This window comes from Lysinibacillus xylanilyticus (assembly GCF_001708185.1).
In the GTDB taxonomy this organism is placed as follows: Bacteria; Bacillota; Bacilli; order Bacillales_A; family Planococcaceae; genus Lysinibacillus; species Lysinibacillus xylanilyticus_A.
Genome location: NZ_MDDN01000001.1, coordinates 379228 through 398044, shown reverse-complemented (window position 1 = coordinate 398044; position 18817 = coordinate 379228). Strand labels below are relative to the sequence as shown.

General features: G+C 38.4%; 14 protein-coding genes. 9 read left to right on the top strand and 5 right to left on the bottom strand.

Annotated features, from left to right (window positions below):
* Nucleotides 1-109 precede the first annotated feature (109 nt).
* Nucleotides 110-673: a 5' nucleotidase, NT5C type gene (locus BFJ97_RS02000; protein WP_068982973.1), complete on the top strand. Its 564-nt coding sequence runs from the start codon at nt 110-112 to the stop codon at nt 671-673.
* A gap of 64 nt (nt 674-737) precedes the next feature.
* Here the strand turns inward: BFJ97_RS02000 and BFJ97_RS01995 are convergent, their stop codons facing one another.
* The 5 genes from BFJ97_RS01995 to BFJ97_RS01975 form a co-directional block, all read right to left on the bottom strand.
* The gene (locus tag BFJ97_RS01995) at nt 738-1505 is read right to left on the bottom strand and encodes an IclR family transcriptional regulator (RefSeq protein WP_068982972.1); all 768 of its coding nucleotides are present in this window, start codon (nt 1503-1505) and stop codon (nt 738-740) included.
* A gap of 136 nt (nt 1506-1641) precedes the next feature.
* On the bottom strand, nt 1642-2784 hold the full coding sequence (locus BFJ97_RS01990; protein ID WP_068982971.1) for a CaiB/BaiF CoA transferase family protein: 1143 nt from the start codon (nt 2782-2784) through the stop codon (nt 1642-1644).
* A gap of 20 nt (nt 2785-2804) precedes the next feature.
* On the bottom strand, nt 2805-3611 hold the full coding sequence (locus BFJ97_RS01985) for an enoyl-CoA hydratase/isomerase family protein (RefSeq protein ID WP_068982970.1): 807 nt from the start codon (nt 3609-3611) through the stop codon (nt 2805-2807).
* Between the two features lie 66 nt (nt 3612-3677).
* The gene (locus BFJ97_RS01980; RefSeq protein WP_068982969.1) at nt 3678-4751 is read right to left on the bottom strand and encodes an acyl-CoA dehydrogenase family protein; all 1074 of its coding nucleotides are present in this window, start codon (nt 4749-4751) and stop codon (nt 3678-3680) included.
* Entirely contained in the window at nt 4748-5902 is a 1155-nt protein-coding gene (locus tag BFJ97_RS01975) for an acyl-CoA dehydrogenase family protein (protein WP_068982968.1), read from the bottom strand. The genes BFJ97_RS01980 and BFJ97_RS01975 overlap by 4 nt, the downstream gene beginning before the upstream one ends.
* Before the next feature lie 220 nt (nt 5903-6122).
* Between BFJ97_RS01975 and rpoN the strand changes: the two genes are divergently transcribed.
* The 8 genes from rpoN (at nt 6123) to BFJ97_RS01935 (ending at nt 18717) form a co-directional block, all read left to right on the top strand.
* Entirely contained in the window at nt 6123-7460 is a 1338-nt protein-coding gene (gene rpoN, locus BFJ97_RS01970) for an RNA polymerase factor sigma-54 (RefSeq protein WP_068982967.1), read from the top strand.
* A 191-nt stretch (nt 7461-7651) separates the two neighbouring features.
* On the top strand, nt 7652-7888 hold the full coding sequence (locus BFJ97_RS01965) for a hypothetical protein (RefSeq protein ID WP_068982966.1): 237 nt from the start codon (nt 7652-7654) through the stop codon (nt 7886-7888).
* Nucleotides 7889-8119: 231 nt separating this feature from the next.
* Entirely contained in the window at nt 8120-9535 is a 1416-nt protein-coding gene (locus BFJ97_RS01960) for an amino acid permease (protein ID WP_068982965.1), read from the top strand.
* 136 nt (nt 9536-9671) lie between these two features.
* The gene (locus BFJ97_RS01955; RefSeq protein WP_068982964.1) at nt 9672-11318 is read left to right on the top strand and encodes a sigma-54 interaction domain-containing protein; all 1647 of its coding nucleotides are present in this window, start codon (nt 9672-9674) and stop codon (nt 11316-11318) included.
* 413 nt (nt 11319-11731) lie between these two features.
* On the top strand, nt 11732-13063 hold the full coding sequence (locus BFJ97_RS01950) for an aminotransferase family protein (RefSeq protein WP_068982963.1): 1332 nt from the start codon (nt 11732-11734) through the stop codon (nt 13061-13063).
* A gap of 41 nt (nt 13064-13104) precedes the next feature.
* Nucleotides 13105-14502, top strand: coding sequence for an aldehyde dehydrogenase family protein (locus BFJ97_RS01945; RefSeq protein ID WP_068982962.1), 1398 nt, complete (start codon nt 13105-13107; stop codon nt 14500-14502).
* Nucleotides 14503-14688: 186 nt separating this feature from the next.
* Nucleotides 14689-16713 (top strand): hydantoinase/oxoprolinase family protein, encoded by a 2025-nt coding sequence (locus tag BFJ97_RS01940; RefSeq protein ID WP_068983484.1) that lies wholly within the window; start codon nt 14689-14691, stop codon nt 16711-16713.
* A 24-nt stretch (nt 16714-16737) separates the two neighbouring features.
* Nucleotides 16738-18717: a hydantoinase B/oxoprolinase family protein gene (locus BFJ97_RS01935; RefSeq protein ID WP_083226880.1), complete on the top strand. Its 1980-nt coding sequence runs from the start codon at nt 16738-16740 to the stop codon at nt 18715-18717.
* The last annotated feature ends 100 nt before the right edge of the window (nt 18718-18817 follow it).

The following is an 18817-nucleotide window of genomic DNA, read 5'->3' as shown; positions in this document are numbered from 1 at the left end:
TGCGCAGGCGTTTAAATGAAGAAGGCGTTGGCAATTTGTTGGGGAAGTTTTAGTGAAGCAAAATGAAAAAGCTTCATAAACAATGCTTCTTGAAGGGAAGAAAAACTAGATGAAATTTGGCTTTGATATAGATGACACACTTATTGATTTACGAGCACACGCTTTTGCACTCTATAATAAAAAGCTTGGTAAAAATGTTGCATTTGAAGTATTTCAAGCCTTACAAAGAGTTGAAATTCACGAACCTTTTGGATTAACAGACAAAGAAGGAGCGGCGATGTGGAATCGTTCATTAGAGGATATATATTTTACGGACTGTCCTTCTTTTGAGGGGGCGCTAGAAACACTCCAAGCTTTGGCACAACAGGGACATGAGATTTACTATATTACGTCACGTCCTAAACAGTATTGTGAGCAAACACGTGAATGGATGAGGGCACAAGGTTTCCCAGTCACAGAAGGTCACTTTTTCTGCGGCATGCAAGATACAGAAAAAGTAGCAATCATAAAAGAACTTTCTTTAGATATTTATGTAGATGATAAACCGGCTGTATTAGAAACACTTCAAGATGTGAAGACAAAAGTAATTTTAAAAAATCAATCGTATAACAAGCAAGTTGAACTGCCACGCTTAAATCATTGGCATGATTTTTTAAGATTAACAAATAATTAAAGCATTAAACCCGAATAGAGGACACTTTAAAAGTGAACCTATTCGGGTTTATTTATTGTTTCTATCAATACAATTGCTCTTCGATTTGTAATGCAACGCTCTGAATAGTTTCAATTAATAAATTTTCATCGTAGTCACTATATCGTACTTCTGGTATAACGAGTGACACCGATGCAATTATTTGGTTAGAAGCGTTTAAAATTGGTACAGATAAAGAGCATGCTCCGCGCACACGTTCGCTATTACTTTTTGCAAAACGTTGTAAACGGATATGCTGTAATTCCTTCAATAGCTGCTCTTTTAGAAGTATTGTGTGATCAGTGATAGGTTCAAGACTTATATTCTCTACATATTCATCAACATTGGGCATAAAAGCGAGCAGTATTTTAGATGATGCACCTGCATAAAGGGGGGAGGTGTCACCAACAAACATTTTCGTTGAAAGCGGATATGTTGAATCATAGTTTAAAATACATCGTCTCTCCAATCCATCAATAATATTCATGGAAACACTTTCACCGATTTCTTCGTTTAGCTTTTTCAAGATAGGTTCAGCGACAATAATAAGACTTGATTCTTCTTTTACTAAATTTCCTAAATACAGAAGTGAATGACCTAATTGATAGCGCTTTGTACGTTCATCTTTGTGAAGAAAGCCTTCGTATACAAAGGTAGAAACGAAGCGCTGTAAACTGGAAATGCTTATCCCTGTTTTTTTACTTAACTCAGTTAGGGAAAGGCTAGGTTCATCTTTTGAAAAAGCTTTTAATACTTTAATAGCTTTGTGCAGCGATGACATTGTATAGTTTTTTTCGAAAATTTCCTGATTCATCCCGTCACCTACGTAATAAAATTTTCTTCGACTTCCGCCGGAGGATTTATCTTCATATATGCATGCCGTTATGTTTTTTTGTGCATAAAAGCATTTATTAGTTGAAGATAAAATTTACTTCTATTATAGCGCAATTTTATTTTGGTAGAGAGGACTTTTGGAATTCGTTTGTATGTTGTCCAAGTATCGGTGGTGCTAATTTATATTGAATATTTAAATTTGAGAACTTTAACGGGTTTTTGATGAATTTGATTGTACCATATTGTTCATGCTCTATTTCACCAATCATGTCACGTGCAATAAATTGCGGTTGTTCTAGTGCTTCAGCAATCGTGTTCACACGTCCACCTGGAATTTTGTATTGTTGTAATAATGTAATCCATTCATCCCGTGTTTTAGTCATCGTAATGTCAGTAATCATCTCAACAAGCTCAGCTTCATGTTGCTTGCGCATCGTATTAGTTAAAAAACGTGAATCATCGGCCCATTCTTCACGTTTCAACATAGTGCAGAACTTTTGAAATTGTCCATCTGTACCAACACAAATCATTAATGGACCATCCGCACAGTGAAACACTTGATACGGCGCAACATTATTATGACGATTACCTAGACGTTCTGAGATAAAACCTGTATTTAAATAAGCGCTAGCTACATTCGCTAAGCTACTCATTTGAACGTCTAATAAAGCTAAGTCAATAAATTGACCTTTATTTGTTAGATCGCGCATTCGTAGAGCGGCTAAAATACTAATGACAACATAATTAGAGGTTAAAATATCCGCAATAGGGACGCCGACTTTTGTCGCTTCACCTTCAGCTGAGCCAGTGACATGCATTAAACCACTCATTGCTTGAATAACTGGGTCGAAGCCTGGCTCATGCGCAAGAGGACCGGTTTGACCGAATCCCGTTACAGCACAATAAATGATTCTTGGATTCACTTTTGTTAGTTCCTCATAGCTTAGCCCCATCCGCTCCATGTCCCCAGTCTTAAAATTTTCGAGTACGACATCAGCATCTTTGACAAGCTCTTTAAATCTTTCTCTGCCTTCTATTGTTTTTAAATCTAAGGTGATTGATTTTTTATTGCGATTAGCACATAAATAATACGTGCTTTGATCATTTACAAATGGCCCCCAGTCACGCATACTATCAGAGCCATTCGGATGTTCTGTGCGAATTACTTCTGCTCCTAAATCTGCCAACATCATGGAGCCAGCAGGAGCAGCATAAACACGAGATAAATCTAACACTCGAATATTTTCAAGAGGTTGCATTGTCCTTCCTCCTACACACATCATTTATATACAGGCTTACGTTTTTCAACAACTGCGCTTACACCCTCTTTAAAATCATCTAGCTCTGTTACAATGGCCATTTGTGATGAAATATAGTCAAGAGCAGAACGTAAATCCATCCGTTGACTTTGATAAACAGCACGTTTAATGAATTGTAATGTCGTAGTTGGACGACTTGCTAATTCCTTCGCATAATTCAATGTGTATTCCTCAAGCTCATGGTCTTCCACAACAAATGTCACAACGCCTTTGTCTTTTGCTTCATCAGCAGTTAATACACGAGCTGTCCAGAACATGTCCAATGCCTGATCGATGCCTATTAATTTTGGTAAATAATAAGCACCACCATCACCGGGAACAATTGCTACGTTAATATAGCTTTCTGATATTTTTGTAGATTTTGCAGCAATCCGAATGTCACACATTAAGGCCATATCAAGACCGGCACCCATTGCAAATCCATGAACTTGTGCAATAACAGGCTTATCAATTTCCTCAAGTAGTAGGGGAATACGTTGAATCTTTTTCCATAGTGAATTTTTTCTTGCTAAGCCTGTGGAGGAGATATCTTCTTCACTCTTGAAAAACCCTTCACCGGCTTGCATCGCTTTAATATCGCCACCTGCACAAAACGATTTCCCATTGCCTTTAACAATGACAACTCGAATATCATCTGAGTCACGAACAACCTCAAGAGCTTTAATCCATTCGGAAATCATTTCTTCACTGAAAGCATTATACGTTTCAGGTTTATTTAGTGTAATTGTGGCAATATGGTCTTGCACTTCAAAAAGTAAATCAGTCATTGATAACCCTCTCCTTATCATGTCATGAATGTTTTGTCACAAATTTAGTCATTACAGCATTTTTCACTATCCTTCTACTTTGAGAAGGGGAGAACTTTTGCTAAAAGGAGTTAAATATCCCCAAAGACTATCACCACTTTCCATTAGCTGTGTTGCGACCAAATTAGTCCAATATGAGGTGCTGGCTCCTTCATCGCGCCAAGACCAAAGTCTGCGTGTAAATTGATGCAAACTATGTTCGTGTGTTGTACCAATTGCAGCGTGAACTTGATGCGCAATTGTTGTAACTGTTTGGATGATTTCTTCAAAACGAATGCTAGCGTAAGCAACCTCACTATTTTGCTTGTTCATCAGAAGGGCTTCGGTAACATTATTGAATGCTGCTAATGCTATAGCCGTTTCACCTGCTAAATGTACAATATGTTGCTGAACGAGCTGAAAGCGATGGATCGGACGACCAAATTGTTCACGTTCTTTCGTATATTGAACAGTTAAGTCATTTATTTTATCGATGGCACCAGTCATCAGTGCTAATTGAAAAGCTGTATGGAGTGTTGTTATAGTGCGTATCTTGTCAGGAGATAACACTGCGGACACTTGTGAAGTTGTACTATGTTGGAATCTCACAGTATCACGCGGCTCACCTGCCAAATTCGTAGCTTCTTTAATTTCAGCTTGGCTTAAATTTATTTCTACAAGATGTGTACCATCCTTGCTACGGGCAAGTGTCACTAGATTTTTTGTATGGCGTGCCCAAGGAATATGAATCGCCTCTCCCGTTAATTTGCCGTTCTCTAACGTAAAGGCTTGATCAGGACAAAGCATATACGTAGCCAAATCCTCGATTACTTGTAAGTTCGTAAATTCCAATAAATAATTTGCAAATGTTGTTTCAGTAAATGGAATCGGTGCAGCATATTTTCCAGTTAAACGAACAATATTCAATAAATCCTCTATATCGCCACCTGCACCGCCATTTTCTTCTGTAATGGCTACCGCAGTCATCCGGTTTTCTTTAAATAGATCCCATAGCTCTGGTGCCCAGTGACCTTGTTCTACTGTATCGACTAAATCTTTATCCACTTTTTCTTTTAACATGCGCTCTACAACATCAACGATCATGTCTCTCATTTCACTCATTGTGCTATAACCCCTTTCGCTACAACGCCATACAATACCTCTGAAGTTCCTCCTCGAATAGTAAAGCCTGGTGCATGTAAAATGGATTCAGCCATAAAGCGATCAATTTTACGATGCGCATCAAGTGTTGGATAAGTCTGTACGATTAAACGTGTGATTTCAGGAATACTTTGCTCGAATTTCGTCCCAAGTGCCTTCACAAGTGCAGCCGGAATAGATACGTCTTCACCATTACCAGATTCTAAAAGCTGGGCTACTCCAAGTGACAAATTTCGTAGACTCCAAAGACGAGCTACAATTTTTGACGCTTGTTTTAAACCTTCTAAATTGTTTTGGCGCTTTAACTCTTGAATAAGCTCATCAATTAATGGGAAAGTACTCAATATTCGCTCTGGACCACTACGCTCAAAGGCAAGCTCAGCCAATCCTTGAGCCCAACCATTACCGATTTCTCCAACAACCATATTGTCAGGTACAAAAACATTTTCAAAGAACACTTCGTTGTAATGATGTTCACCGGTTAAAAACTTAATAGGAACAACGGTTACGCCTTCTGCATGTAAATCGACGATTAGCTGACTAAGGCCTGCGTGTTTACTTTTTCCATCAAAAGGACTAGTACGCACTAAAGTCACCATATAGTGGCAAAGGTGTGCATTACTCGTCCATATTTTTTGTCCGTTGACAATCCAGCCACCCTCTACTTTTTCAGCACGTGTGCTAACCGAAGCTAAGTCAGAGCCACTATTTGGTTCACTTAAGCCTATGCCGAAGTAGCATTCACCTTTCACGATTTTCGGTAAGAAATATTCACGTTGCTCTTCTGTCCCATATCGTAAAAGAAGTGGTCCTGTTTGGCGATCAGCAAACCAATGTGCTGCAACTGGAGCACCAACGGCTAAAAATTCCTCCGTTAAAATGTATCGATCTATGGTACTGCGCTCTTGACCACCATATTTTTTTGGCCAAGTTAAACCAATCCAACCTTTTTGACCAATTAGTTTAGAAAATTCAGGATCATCTCCACTTAACCAAGAGTCACATTTAGACGTGAAGGTTCCTTTTACTAATTCTTCCTGTAGAAACGTTCGAACATCTAAACGAAATTGTTCTTGCTCTTGTGTAAATTGCACAGTTGGTAAATGAAACATTTCATCATTCCTCCTTTTTACCGCAATGTGGTAACTAATATTGTATATGTGTATTTTATGATTACTTATGAATGTAGTCAATTACTTTTTTTGGAATTATTAGAAAATTCGAAGAGGTAATTTAGGAATGTCTAAATGAAATAAAAAAATTACGAAAAAATGGAAAATCAAAGAATAAACATGTTACTATGTAGAAAATTCTGTTAAGGAGGTATGGGGTATGCAACTGGCTATCAAAACTTCCCAAAAAGTAATGCAAGTTTTATCAGCACAACTAGTACAGCATTTAGAAATACTGCAATATTCAACAAATGAATTAGAACAGTTTATTTATGACAAAGCAAATGAAAATCCGCTGTTAGTTGTCACTGACGCGACGATGAAAAGTCAATATGAGGAAATTCAGCAGTTAGCAAGCTATTCCTTTAAAAATTTTTCTGCACAATATTATGGACGGCAAAATAATTCATTTAACCCTATTGAGATGAAGCTTGCTGCAAAAGAAAGCTTTGAGCAGTTTTTATTGGAACAAGTGCCTATGCATAAAAATCTATCTTCGTTAGATTTGAAAATCTTAACATTTTTAATTCGTTCCTTAGATGATCGTCTATTTTTAGATGTTGATTTAGAAATCGTCGCAAATAAATTTAAGACAAAAGTTTTGCACATAGAAGCACTATTGGATTTACTTCAAACTTTCGAGCCAGTAGGAGTAGGAGCACGGAATTATAAAGAATATTTACTCATTCAAGTAGACAGGGATGCGCTCGCACCAAAATGGACCTCTCAATTTATCAAAACGGATTTAGAGCTAGTGGCAGCACAGTCCATTAAACAGTTAAGTAAAAAGTATAAAACGCCTATACAGGAAGTGAAGAAAACTGTCCACTATATCAAAAATTTAAAACCAATGGTGACAGGTGATAAATTTGAAACGATTCCATATGTCATTCCTGAAATCGAAGTAGAGAAATTAGGAGAGGAATGGATGATTAATGTAAATCGTGGATATTTACCAATCGTTTCAATCGATAAACATTATGTTGAGATATTAAAAAATGATCCGAATTGTAAAACATATTTCAAAGACACAATGAAAGATGCTCTTTTATTGTTACAAGGGATTGAACAACGTGATAAAACACTTTACGAATTAGCTAGATTGTTAGTCGAGTTGCAAGAGGATTTTTTCAATAAAGGAATTGAAGCAATAAAGCCTATGCGGTTAAAAGATGTAGCTGACATTTTAGGTCTACATGTGTCAACAATTAGTCGAGCTGTTCGTGGAAAATATATAAAAACTTCTCAAGGTGTGTATGGCTTACAATCGTTATTTACAAAAGGAGTAATGAATATATCTGGGAAAATGGATTCTATTATGTATATTAAAAAGCGGCTTAAACAGTTGATTGATGCTGAAGATAAACAAAAACCTTTAACTGATCAGCATATTACAACTATTTTAAGTACGGAAGGTATCCAAATATCCAGGCGGACAGTAGCGAAGTACAGGGAAGAGATGAATATTATGAGTTCATTTAACCGTGTATATGGATAGGATAGGTGATGCAAACAAACTGTCGTTGATGTATTTTTGCATCGAAATTTTCAAAGTCGCATATGAATACATTCATAAATTTTTGTAAAGGATCCTCATCATAACATGAAGTTGATTTCCGTTCCGGCTGGGCGCTTTGTCGTTGCTGTCGTTGCACTTTCGCACAGAGCAAAGCTTCCTGGGGGCGTCCGATGAGCCGCTTAGGGCAACAGGATGTTTTTTGCGCGAAAGCGAAGCGACAGCAGCAGGATGTTTTTTGCGCGAAAGCGAAGCGACAGCAGCAGGATGTTTTTTGCGCGAAAGCGAAGCGACAGCAGCAGGATGTTTTTTGCGCGAAAGCGAAGCGACAGCAGCAGGATGTTGGTCACGAAGGCGTTATCACAGGACGTGATGTTTTTAGCCTTTGTTCCTCTATCGCTGATCCCTAAGGAGTCGCCCAGCCTCCACTCCAATCAACTAAAATTACAACTTTTTTTAATGTCATCAACAATTTTTGTTTTAAATAATAAAAAATAACAACAGATATACAGATTGATAATTTTTTGAAATTTTTAATAGTTGAATAGGTTTGGCATCGGAATTGCTCATTAAACGGTAGACATTGAATTAGAGGAAAGGGGCTAGTAAATGTCTACATAAAACACAAAAGGGGTGGTTTAATGGGAGCTTTGCAAAAATCACTGAAAACAAGGCATATTACGATGATTTCCATTGGAGGGGTTATTGGCACAGGGCTATTTGTCGGGACAGGGAAAAATATTTTAAGTACCGGTCCTGCAGCGGTGGTTTCATATACGATTGCATGCTTACTCATAGTTTTAATCATGCAAATGGTTGGGGAAATGGCATCAGGAGAAATAGTTTTAGGGAAGAAATCTGGTGGTTCAGCAGAGTTAGGTTCATTTGCTTCATATGCAGGAAAGTATATTGGTCCATGGGCAGGTTTTACAGTAGGCTGGCTTTATTGGGCAAGCTGGGTGTTTATTGTGGGGTTAGAAGCCGCACTCATAGGTGGGATGCTGCATAATTGGTTTCCAATGATCCCAACTTGGGCCGGAAGTGTAGGCATAACATTATTGATGACAGTTATTAATATTTATTCAGTAAAATCATTTGGTGAATTCGAATATTGGCTTTCCTTTGTTAAAGTTACAGCTATTGTCGTATTTTTAGTAGTAGGTCTAGCGATGATTTTAGGAATTTGGCCAAATTATGAGCCGAAGGGGTTAAGTATTTTAACAGAATTCGGTGGATTTGCACCAAATGGTATTGTGCCCATTTTAACAGGAATTGTCTTTGTTATTTTCTCCATTTGTGGTGCTGAGGTTGCAGCCATAGCGGCAGCAGAGTCTGAAAATCCGGCGAAAAATATTGTTCGCGCCATTCGCAACGTTGTATTTCGGTTAGGTTTATTTTTTGTAGGTTCAGTAGCCATTATGATTTTAATCATACCTTGGAATGATTCGAAAATATTGGCAGCACCTTACGCAAATATCTTAACGATGGCTGGGCTTCCTATTGCTGCTCAACTAATTCAAATCGTAATTTTTATTTCGTTAATCTCGGTTTTAAATTCTGCTCTTTATACAAGCTCACGTATGTTACTTGAAATGTCGCGTCAAGGAGATGCACCGAAAATATTCTCACAAATTAAAAATCGTCGAGGTGCACCTGTACCAGCTATTCTTGGCAGTACAGTGGTGGCATATATTTGTGCGATGCTATACTTCATTTCACCTGAAGTCATTTTCTATTTTTTAGGTAATTGTGTTGGAGGATTAATGATAGCTGTTTATATTTTCATTGCCATTTCACAAATTCGTTTCCGGCGGTATTATGACAAAGTTTCAGATGAGCCATTAGCGATAAAAATGTGGTTATTCCCATACTTGTCGTATGTCACAATTGGAATTTTAACAGTCGTTTATTTATGCCAAGCACTCATTGAATCTTTACGCGCCCAATTTTATTTAAGTACATTAGTATTGATCGGCTCTGTTGTGTTGTTTATGATTATGCGAAAACTGTCGACAAGATCAGCAGAGCAAATAGAGGAAAAGCTAGCCTCAGAGTAGAATACGTAAAATATAAAAAATTCGCAATGTTTCTCCGAGATTTCAAGCCATTAAAGGACGATTTAACACCTTTTAGGCTTGCAAATGCTCCGTAGAAAGTGAGCGAATTTTTTTAGTTCGAGAGGAAGTGGTCTATATGTCGATAACTGAACTTCATAAAGAGGAACATTTTTTTATTGTAAAAAATGAGGAAGTAATGATTAAAAGTGATATCCAACGAGAGCTTCTTGAAAAAATAATAAAACAATATCAAAAAGGAACAAAAACGTTCGAGGTAGAAGGTTATTTTATTCACGTATTAGAAACTTCGCAAGGTAGCGTATTTCATGTCAAACCATTCATGCAGTATAGCCATATTGATTTTATGAACCCACTGTCAATTAAAGTATTAAACTCTATATCAGATGGCGTTACAGTATGTGATAGTTACGGTAAAATTTTATTTCAAAATGATATTGATATTGAAATAGTTGGCATCGATTTAATGGGAAGATATGCAAAAGACGTAATCGCTGAAGGTTTAATGAGTGATTCCATTTCGATAAAAGTCATTGAATCAAAAGAAAAAGTAACTATTTTGCAGACGTTCATTAATGGAAAATGTTTTTTAGTTTCTGGTAAGCCAATATTTGATGAACACGGTGAATTACAATACGTAGTAGCAATTACTCGTGATATGACACAATTAAAACTGTTAGAGAAGGAAGTAAAAAAATTAGAAGTTCAAAACGAGAATTTTAAAAATAAGCTACATGCCTTACATACTAAAGAATCAACCAAAAGTAGTTTAATAGCTGTGTCTGCCGCAATGATGCAGGTAGTAAAGCGTGTTATGAGGATTGCAGAGGTAGACTCTACTGTATTAATTGGTGGTGAATCAGGCGTAGGTAAAGAGGAAATTACAAAGCTTATTCATGCAAACAGCCGACGTCACAATAAGCAAATATTAACGATTAACTGTAGTGCAATTCCTGAAAATTTATTAGAATCCGAACTGTTTGGCTATGAGGCAGGAGCATTTACGGGAGCGGCAAGAGGTGGAAAGGCAGGGTTATTTGAGATTGCATCAGGCGGTACAGTGTTTTTAGATGAAATTGGAGAGATGCCCTTACTACTACAGGCAAAATTATTACGTGTGCTCCAAGAATCGGAGGTTCAGCGTATTGGTAGTGGTAAGCCTATTCCTATTGATGTACGCATAATCGCTGCAACAAATCGCAATTTAGCGGAGATGGTGAGGCAAGGTGAATTCCGTGAGGATCTATATTATCGTTTAAATATTATCCCGATTGAAATTCCACCATTAAGGCAACGTCGTCAAGATATTATTCCGCTGGTCAACCATTTTTTGGCTGTAATCGGAGAAAAATACGGCATCCACCGGACGATTGATTCATCTGCTATGAAAATATTAGAGTCTCACGATTGGCCGGGAAATGTACGGCAGCTTAAAAATATGGTGGAGCGTATTTGCTTATTAGCAACGCAGCCAGAAATAACAGTATATATTGTGCAACAAGAGTTAGATAGTAGCCCAACGATTGCACGTGATCTGGAAAATCCTGTACAAATACAAAATATCCAGGAAACGGTTATCAATCCAAAGTTCAGTGGCACATTAAAGGAACAAGTAGCTGCGTTTGAAAAACAAATTATTAAGGAAGCTTTATCTAAATATCCAAGTATAAGACAAGCGGCCAAATCACTTGGCTGTGATCAGTCAACATTGGTACGTAAAATTCAAAAGTTCCAATTAACGCGACAAATTTCATATAAGGACTAACGATGTACTTTTGCATCAAAATTTCATTTATGCAAAATAAGCTGTAATATCGCAATCCTCACTAAATAATACAAGGAAAATGATGAAATGCATCATTAATATGTTAATTGTTTAGAAGAAAGGGACATTTTCAAACAAGAAAGCGTCTCTTTTTCATTTTGTTGCAGTTTTGTGAAGCGAGAATTATGTAAAACGAATGCCATAAATATTAGTTGATTGGAGTGGAGATTGGGCGACTCCTTGGGGATTAGCGATAAGCGTCAGCGACAAAGCGCCCAGCCGGAACGGAAATCAACCACAAGTTATAAAAATGTAGCAATATTTTTTTCGTTAAAAGAATTTTTTCATTAGATGGCATGAGAATTGCTATTAAAAAAGTGAATGAAATTATAAACGAAAAGAGGTTGGTATTTATGACAATTCAACTAAAAGAAGAATTAAAAACGTTAGATCAAAAGCATTTTCTACACCCAACAACGTCGATTGAGCAACAGCAAACACAAGGTCCAGCAGCCATTTTTACAGAAGGGAATGGCATTTATTTAAAAGATATAGAAGGGAATATCTACATTGATGGGATGTCTTCTTTATGGAATGTAAATGTTGGGCATGGTCGTAAAGAAATTGCCGAAGTTGCGAAAGAGCAAATGTCTACATTAGCATTTAGTTCCTGCTTCGCAACATTTAGCAATGAACCAGCTATCCGTTTAGCGACGAAAATCGCATCTTTAACTCCGGGAGACTTAAATACTGTATTTTTCACTTCAGGTGGCTCAGAGTCGAACGATACAGCGATTAAATTAGCACGTCATTACTGGTTACTGAAAGGGCAGCCAGAGCGTCAAAAAATTATTTCTCGTACACATTCATACCATGGTGTAGCTATGGGGGCTACAAGTGCGACAGGCTTACAAGCATTCCGTGACTTTACCAATTCACACGCCCCTGATTTCCACTATGTATTCAGCGATTCCGTACGAAATTTACGTGAAACGATTGAAACATTAGGCCCTGAGACTGTTGCGGCATTTATTTCTGAGCCTGTGCAAGGTGCAGGTGGGGTTAATATTCCACAAAAAGATTATTTTAAAGAAGTGCGAAAAATTTGTGATGAGTACGGTATTTTATTCATAGCGGATGAAGTTATTACGGGGTTTGGTCGTACAGGGAAATTCTTCGGTATGGAGCATTACGGGGTAGTGCCGGATATGATGACTTTCGCTAAAGGAGTATCAAGTGGTTATGTTCAACTTGGTGGTGTGGCGATATCCGAAAAGCTTCATCAAGATTATTGCGAACTTTCTAAAGGAACATTAATGCACGGATATACTTACAGCGGTCATGCACTTGCTTGCCAAGTTGGGTTGAAAAATATAGACATCATTGAGAATGAAAATCTTGTTGAAAATGCGGCAAACATGGGGGTGGCCATGTTAAAAGGATTCCAAGCGCTGCAAGAAAAATATAGCTTTATCGGCAGAGTGCGTACCCTTGGCTTACTTGGAGCCATTGAATTAGTGAAGAGCCGTGAGACGGGTGAATTGTTTGAAACGGCTCTTAGCCCGATTTTTGTACAAGAAACGATGAAACGAGGATTGATTCTACGTACAGTTACGTATGATCAAGATACAGTTGTTTTTTCTCCCCCTCTCATTCTATCAAAAGTAGAGCTAGATGAAATGTTACGTATTTTAGACGAGACATTTGAGCATATACGTAAAACAATTGTTGAAAAAGAAGTTTGAGTACTAATGTATTGACGATCATTATTTGAAGGAGGAGTTCTATGACAACCATCGTTAGAGAAATACGAGAACAATTTAATCCAGCGAAGCCGTCTCAATGTATAGGCCAAGTTGAGCTTTTAACTATAGATGAAACGAAAGACGTTATCGTTGCAGCTCAGGAAGCGTTTGAAGGTTGGAAAAATACATCTTCTGTAGCACGTGGAGAGATTTTACGTGTGACAGCTGATTTACTTGAGAAAAATATAGATAAAGTAGCTGAAATAGCTTCGAGTGAAATGGGTAAAACGAAAAATGAAATGCTTGGTGAAGTTAAACGTGGCGCTTCGATTTTACGTTATTTTGCACAAGAAGGGATGCGGGCAACAGGTGAGGTGTTACCGTCAGCCAATGAAGCGAAATTACTGTACACAATGCGGGTGCCTCTTGGTGTCGTTGCCGCCATAACTCCTTGGAATTTCCCTGTCGCTATTCCTCTATGGAAAATTGCTCCTGCATTAGTGTATGGCAATACAGTTGTTTGGAAGCCGTCTGTTGAAAGCGCTTTAACCGGTAAATTAATTGGCGAATTATTCATACAAGCAGGCCTACCAGAAAACGTATTAAATGTTGTGCAAGGCCGTGGTTCAAAAGTGGGGCAGGTATTATTGGAGGCACCTGAAGTAAAGGCGATTACATTTACCGGTTCAAATAGTGTTGGGCAAAGTATTCTAGATACTGTTGGATCGACTAATAAAAAAATTCAGCTCGAGCTTGGAGGCAAAAATGCAGCAATCATTTTAGCTGATGCCAATATCAATCAAGCTGCAAAATTAACGATTGAAGGTGCGATGAAGCAGACTGGACAGCGTTGTACAGCAACTAGTCGAGTGTACATCGAGGAAGCGGTTTATGAACAGGTGTTGGAGCAGTTAATTGATGAAGCTAAAAAAATCGAAGTTGGTGTCACAATGGGACCTGTGTCATCCAAGGGGCAGTATGAATCTATATTAACGGCCATCGAAAAAGCTAAATCAGATGGAGCAGAGCTTGTATTTGGTGGAGGTCCTACAAAAGGTATGGTGGAAGGATACTATATAGATCCGACCATTTTTACGAATGTAACACATGAGATGTCAATTGCTCATGAAGAGATTTTTGGACCAGTATTAGCTGTCATAAAGGTAAAAGATTATGAAGAAGCGATTCGATTATCGAATGATTCCGATTTTGGATTGAGCGCTTCTATTTATACAAATAACATTCCAAAAGCCTTTGATTTTATTAACCGCAGTGAAGTTGGACTTGTACAGGTTAACGATGAAACGGGTGGTGCTGAGCCACAAGCGCCGTTTGGAGGAATGAAAAATTCAAGTACCGGTGCCCGTGAACAAGGCCAAGCAGCAAAAGAGTTCTTCACAATATTCAAAACGATTACCATTGGCACAAAAAGCGAGTAGAAAAACTTAATATCTAAGCAAGTGATTGAACAAATCACAATATATCCCTTGTATGCCTCGGTGTAATGATTACAGATTTCTCGAAACCTACGCAATAATTTTAAAAAATCTGTGACATTCGCTTGAGGCATTTATTTCATACAAAAATACGTTTAGGAAATCTATTAAATGAAAGAAGGTAGAGCTATGACACAAAGTCGTTTAGCAATTGATGTTGGTGGAACGTTTACAGATGTATTTGTTTTTAATGAAGAAACAGGAGAAGTATTTGTAACAAAGACCTCATCCACACCTTCAAACCCAGAGCAGGGAATTTTAAATGGAGTAGAAAAAGCGGGATTGAATGGAAAAGATATTAAAATTTTTTCTCATGGCACAACGGTTGGAACGAATGCGTTAATTGAGCGAAAGCTACCGAAAACAGCTCTTATTACGACAAAGGGCTTTAGAGATGTCATCGAAATTCGCCGGGGGACAAAAGAAGATATATGGGACACTTATAAGGATACTGCGAGGCCCTATATTCAACGACGTGATCGATTTGAAGTGACAGAACGCATAGATTATGAAGGAAATATTCTTCAAGCTATTGATGAAGAAGAAGTTCGTTTATTAGCAAAAAAATTAAAACGTCGAGGAACAGAATCTATTGCAGTGTGTTTCCTCAATGCCTATGTGAACGGGGAAAATGAGGCAAGCGTTAAAAAAATTCTAAAAGAGGAACTACCTGATGTTTATGTTTGTATTTCAAGCGAGGTGCTTCCAGAAATTTTCGAGCATGAACGTATGAGTACAACGATTATCAATGCTGTTCTTGGACCAATTATGAGTAACTACATTAGTAAGTTAAGCTATGAAATGCAGAACAAAGGTTATGAAGAAGAAATTTTAGTTTTACATTCCGGTGGTGGGGTGATGACTTCGAGTACAGTTCCACGCTATGCTGCTAGATTAGCAAGTTCCGGGATAGCTGCTGGAGCAATTGCAAGTAAGCATATTGCAAAGTTGTGCGGGTTTGACAATGCAATCGGCTTAGATATGGGTGGTACAAGTACTGATATTTCGCTGATGTATAAGGGTGATATACGGATCACAAAGGACTGGTCGATAGAATATGGCTATCCAATTGGTTTCCCGAGCATTGAAATCTTAACAATAGGAGCCGGTGGCGGTAGTCTTGCATGGAAAGATGAAGGCGGTTCTTTACGCAATGGACCACAAAGCGCAGGGGCTGTACCAGGTCCAGCTTGCTATGGACGAGGAGGCACTGAACCAACTAACTCAGATGCAAATTTAGTGTTAGGACGTCTGGGTGTGGATTTGTTGGATGGTATGATGCAGTTAAACAAAGATGCTGCAAATGATGCTGTGAAAAAAATCGCAGATGCATTCGATCAATCAGTCGAGGAAGCGGCAAGTGCCATTATAGAAGTTGCAAATGCCAATATGAGTGATGCAGTTCGATTAATATCCGTACGGAGAGGCTATGATCCACGAGATTTCGCACTCGTAGCTTTTGGTGGTGCAGGGCCATTACATGGTGCCTATTTGGCGAAAGATTTGAACATTCCAAAAGTCATTATTCCTACTCATCCAGGTGTGGCAGCAGCAATGGGATGCCTACTTGTAGATGTACGCCACGATATTTCTAAAACGTATGTGAAAAAACTTGATGAAGTAAATGTAGAGGAACTGACAAATCAATTTAGTGAATTGCGGGAGGAGGCAAGAGCGTTATTAGTAGAGGAAGGAATAGCAGAAAATTCATCGTCATTAACGAATTTTATAGATCTTCGTTATAAAGGACAATGGCGATCTCTGGCCGTTCTCGTATCCGATCAAATAACTTCCTTAGATGCTATTTTGGAAGCATTCCATCAAGAACATGAAAGAGAATTTGCATTTTCCGATCAGGGCCAAGCTGTAGAGATTTTTGGTCTACGTGTCACAGCTATAGGAACAGTTCCTAAGCCTAATTTCCCGCAGTATGCTCCTGAAGGCTCGCTTGAAGATGCTTTCAAAGAAACACGTCCTGTTTATTTTGAAGGTAAATATATTGAAACGAACGTATATCATCGCGATAAAATACCAGTTCATACGCAATTTGAGGGTCCTGCCATTATCGATCAGCTGGATACGACGACTGTTATTCCACCAGGGTTTACAGCGGAAGTAGATGCCTATAAAAATATCATTATTACGGTGAACTAATACGCGATAAGGAGGAATCAGGCTATGAGTACTACGAAATTGGAGATGAATGATAAGGTTCAAAATCTCGACCCGGTAACATTTGAAGTGTTAAAAAATGGCTTTGTGAACTTAGTCGATCAAATGGCTGAACAAATGCTGCGTACGTGTTACTCGTTTGTTATTTATAATCGAGACTTCAGCTGTGCATTATGCGATGCACAGGGCAATACGGTGATGCAAGGAACACAAGATATTTCCGTACACGTAGGGACATTGCATTTAACTGCAAAGGCTGTATTAGAAGATTTCGCTGATGATATTCATCCAGGAGACGTATTTTTAGTAAATGATCCTTATCGTGGAGGAACGCATTTCAGTGATGTACGTGTAATTTTACCAGTGTTCCATGATGACAAACTGATTGCAATGATGCAAACAAATGGGCACTGGGCGGATGTCGGCGGTTCTAACCCAGGTTCTTTTGATATCACAGCAAAGGAACATTACGGGGAAGGTCTACGTATCCCACCTGTTCGTATTTATAGTAAAGGTCAATATTTAACAGATGTAGTGAAAATTATTGTCATGAACATGCGTATTCCGGAAGAACGTATAGGAGATTTACGTTCTCAAGTAGAAGCGGCGAAAGTGGGAGAGAAGCAACTCAAGGAAATGATTGAGAAGTACGGTATTCACACGGTGCTAACAGCTTTTGAAGAAGTTCAAAATTACGTTGAACGATTAATGAGAGCGAAGATTAAAGCTTTACCTAAAGGACAGTGGGAAACAGTGGACTATATCGATATGGACCCACAATTAGGAGATGGCTTAATCCCAATTCGTGTAAAAATGACCATTACAGACGATGAGATAGCTTATGATTTAAGTGATTCTCATCCTTATATCAGTTGTTTTTTAAATGCGGGCTTTGGCTCAGCACTTTCTGGTACCTATGCAGGAACCAAAACATTTTTCCCAGATATTCCGCTGAACTCGGGGTTTTATCGTGTTGTGAAAATATTTCTTCCTGAAAACTCTGTCGTCAATGCACCTAGCCCAGTAGCTGTCTCTGGCTATTGTTCAGGCGCTTTTGAAAAAATTATGAATGCTTGCTTTGAATTATGGTCATCTATTATGCCTGAGCGCGCTATCGCATGTTCATTTAATTTAGAGTATTTACTAATAGGCGGTTATGATCAACGACGAGATAGTAGTGAATATTTTATGTGGTATGACTGGATGGCGGGTGGTCATGGTGGACGTATTGACCGCGATGGTGCGAATACTACGTCACCAGTGTTCGGAGTAGGATTGAGCGTTCAGCCATGCGAAGGGCAAGAGCGTTTGTCACCAGTTGTAACGACGAAGCATGAAATTATTATAGATTCTGCAGGTCCTGGGCAATACCGTGGTGGTTGTGGTGTAGAAAAGGGCGGTATTTTAACGGATGTCAACCAAACCGTGATGTCCTATTGCTGTGATCGTTCTCGTTCTATTACATGGGGGATTATGGGCGGCTTACCTTCTATCGCACAAGGAGCTATTTTAAATCCAAACAAAGAGGGTGAGAGATTTTTAGGCACGATTTTCTCCAATATTGAATTAAAGAAAGGCGATACCTTTACACGTCCTTCAGCTGGAGGAGGCGGTTTAGGCGACCCAATTGCACGAGATGTCAAAGCTGTTTTAGAGGACGTTATTGATGAATATGTTTCGATTGAACGTGCGAAGCTAGATTATGGTGTAATCATCCATGAAATTGACCGCGATTTGGATGCTTTCGAAATTGATATGGCTGCTACATTAAAAGAACGTGATTATATTCGCAAAAATCGTCATAGATGGCTGGGGATAGATCCGATAGAAGTTGAACAAATGTACAACAAAGGTGAAATTAATCAAATGGATGTTGTTCGAAGATACGGTGTCATTATGGATTATCAAACAAATAAGGCATTGCCAATCTCAACCGAGCAATACCGAGAAGCGATGAAGAAACGTTCTTTGGCCTATTGGGGATAGATATAATGTTCTACTGTATTCAGTATCAACTAACTTTATTCAGAAATAAGAGAGTAGTTCACACTACTCTCTCTGCAAAATAAGGATATACAAATTTTTA

Bases quoted from the DNA above. Each gene is read 5' to 3' on its own strand.
- BFJ97_RS02000 (WP_068982973.1), top strand. From the start codon at position 110: ATGAAATTTGGCTTTGATATAGATGACACACTTATTGATTTACGAGCA.
- BFJ97_RS01995 (WP_068982972.1), bottom strand. From the start codon at position 1,505: ATGAATCAGGAAATTTTCGAAAAAAACTATACAATGTCATCGCTGCAC.
- BFJ97_RS01990 (WP_068982971.1), bottom strand. From the start codon at position 2,784: ATGCAACCTCTTGAAAATATTCGAGTGTTAGATTTATCTCGTGTTTAT.
- BFJ97_RS01985 (WP_068982970.1), bottom strand. From the start codon at position 3,611: ATGACTGATTTACTTTTTGAAGTGCAAGACCATATTGCCACAATTACA.
- BFJ97_RS01980 (WP_068982969.1), bottom strand. From the start codon at position 4,751: ATGAGTGAAATGAGAGACATGATCGTTGATGTTGTAGAGCGCATGTTA.
- BFJ97_RS01975 (WP_068982968.1), bottom strand. From the start codon at position 5,902: ATGTTTCATTTACCAACTGTGCAATTTACACAAGAGCAAGAACAATTT.
- rpoN (WP_068982967.1), top strand. From the start codon at position 6,123: ATGCAACTGGCTATCAAAACTTCCCAAAAAGTAATGCAAGTTTTATCA.
- BFJ97_RS01965 (WP_068982966.1), top strand. From the start codon at position 7,652: ATGAGCCGCTTAGGGCAACAGGATGTTTTTTGCGCGAAAGCGAAGCGA.
- BFJ97_RS01960 (WP_068982965.1), top strand. From the start codon at position 8,120: ATGGGAGCTTTGCAAAAATCACTGAAAACAAGGCATATTACGATGATT.
- BFJ97_RS01955 (WP_068982964.1), top strand. From the start codon at position 9,672: ATGTCGATAACTGAACTTCATAAAGAGGAACATTTTTTTATTGTAAAA.
- BFJ97_RS01950 (WP_068982963.1), top strand. From the start codon at position 11,732: ATGACAATTCAACTAAAAGAAGAATTAAAAACGTTAGATCAAAAGCAT.
- BFJ97_RS01945 (WP_068982962.1), top strand. From the start codon at position 13,105: ATGACAACCATCGTTAGAGAAATACGAGAACAATTTAATCCAGCGAAG.
- BFJ97_RS01940 (WP_068983484.1), top strand. From the start codon at position 14,689: ATGACACAAAGTCGTTTAGCAATTGATGTTGGTGGAACGTTTACAGAT.
- BFJ97_RS01935 (WP_083226880.1), top strand. From the start codon at position 16,738: ATGAGTACTACGAAATTGGAGATGAATGATAAGGTTCAAAATCTCGAC.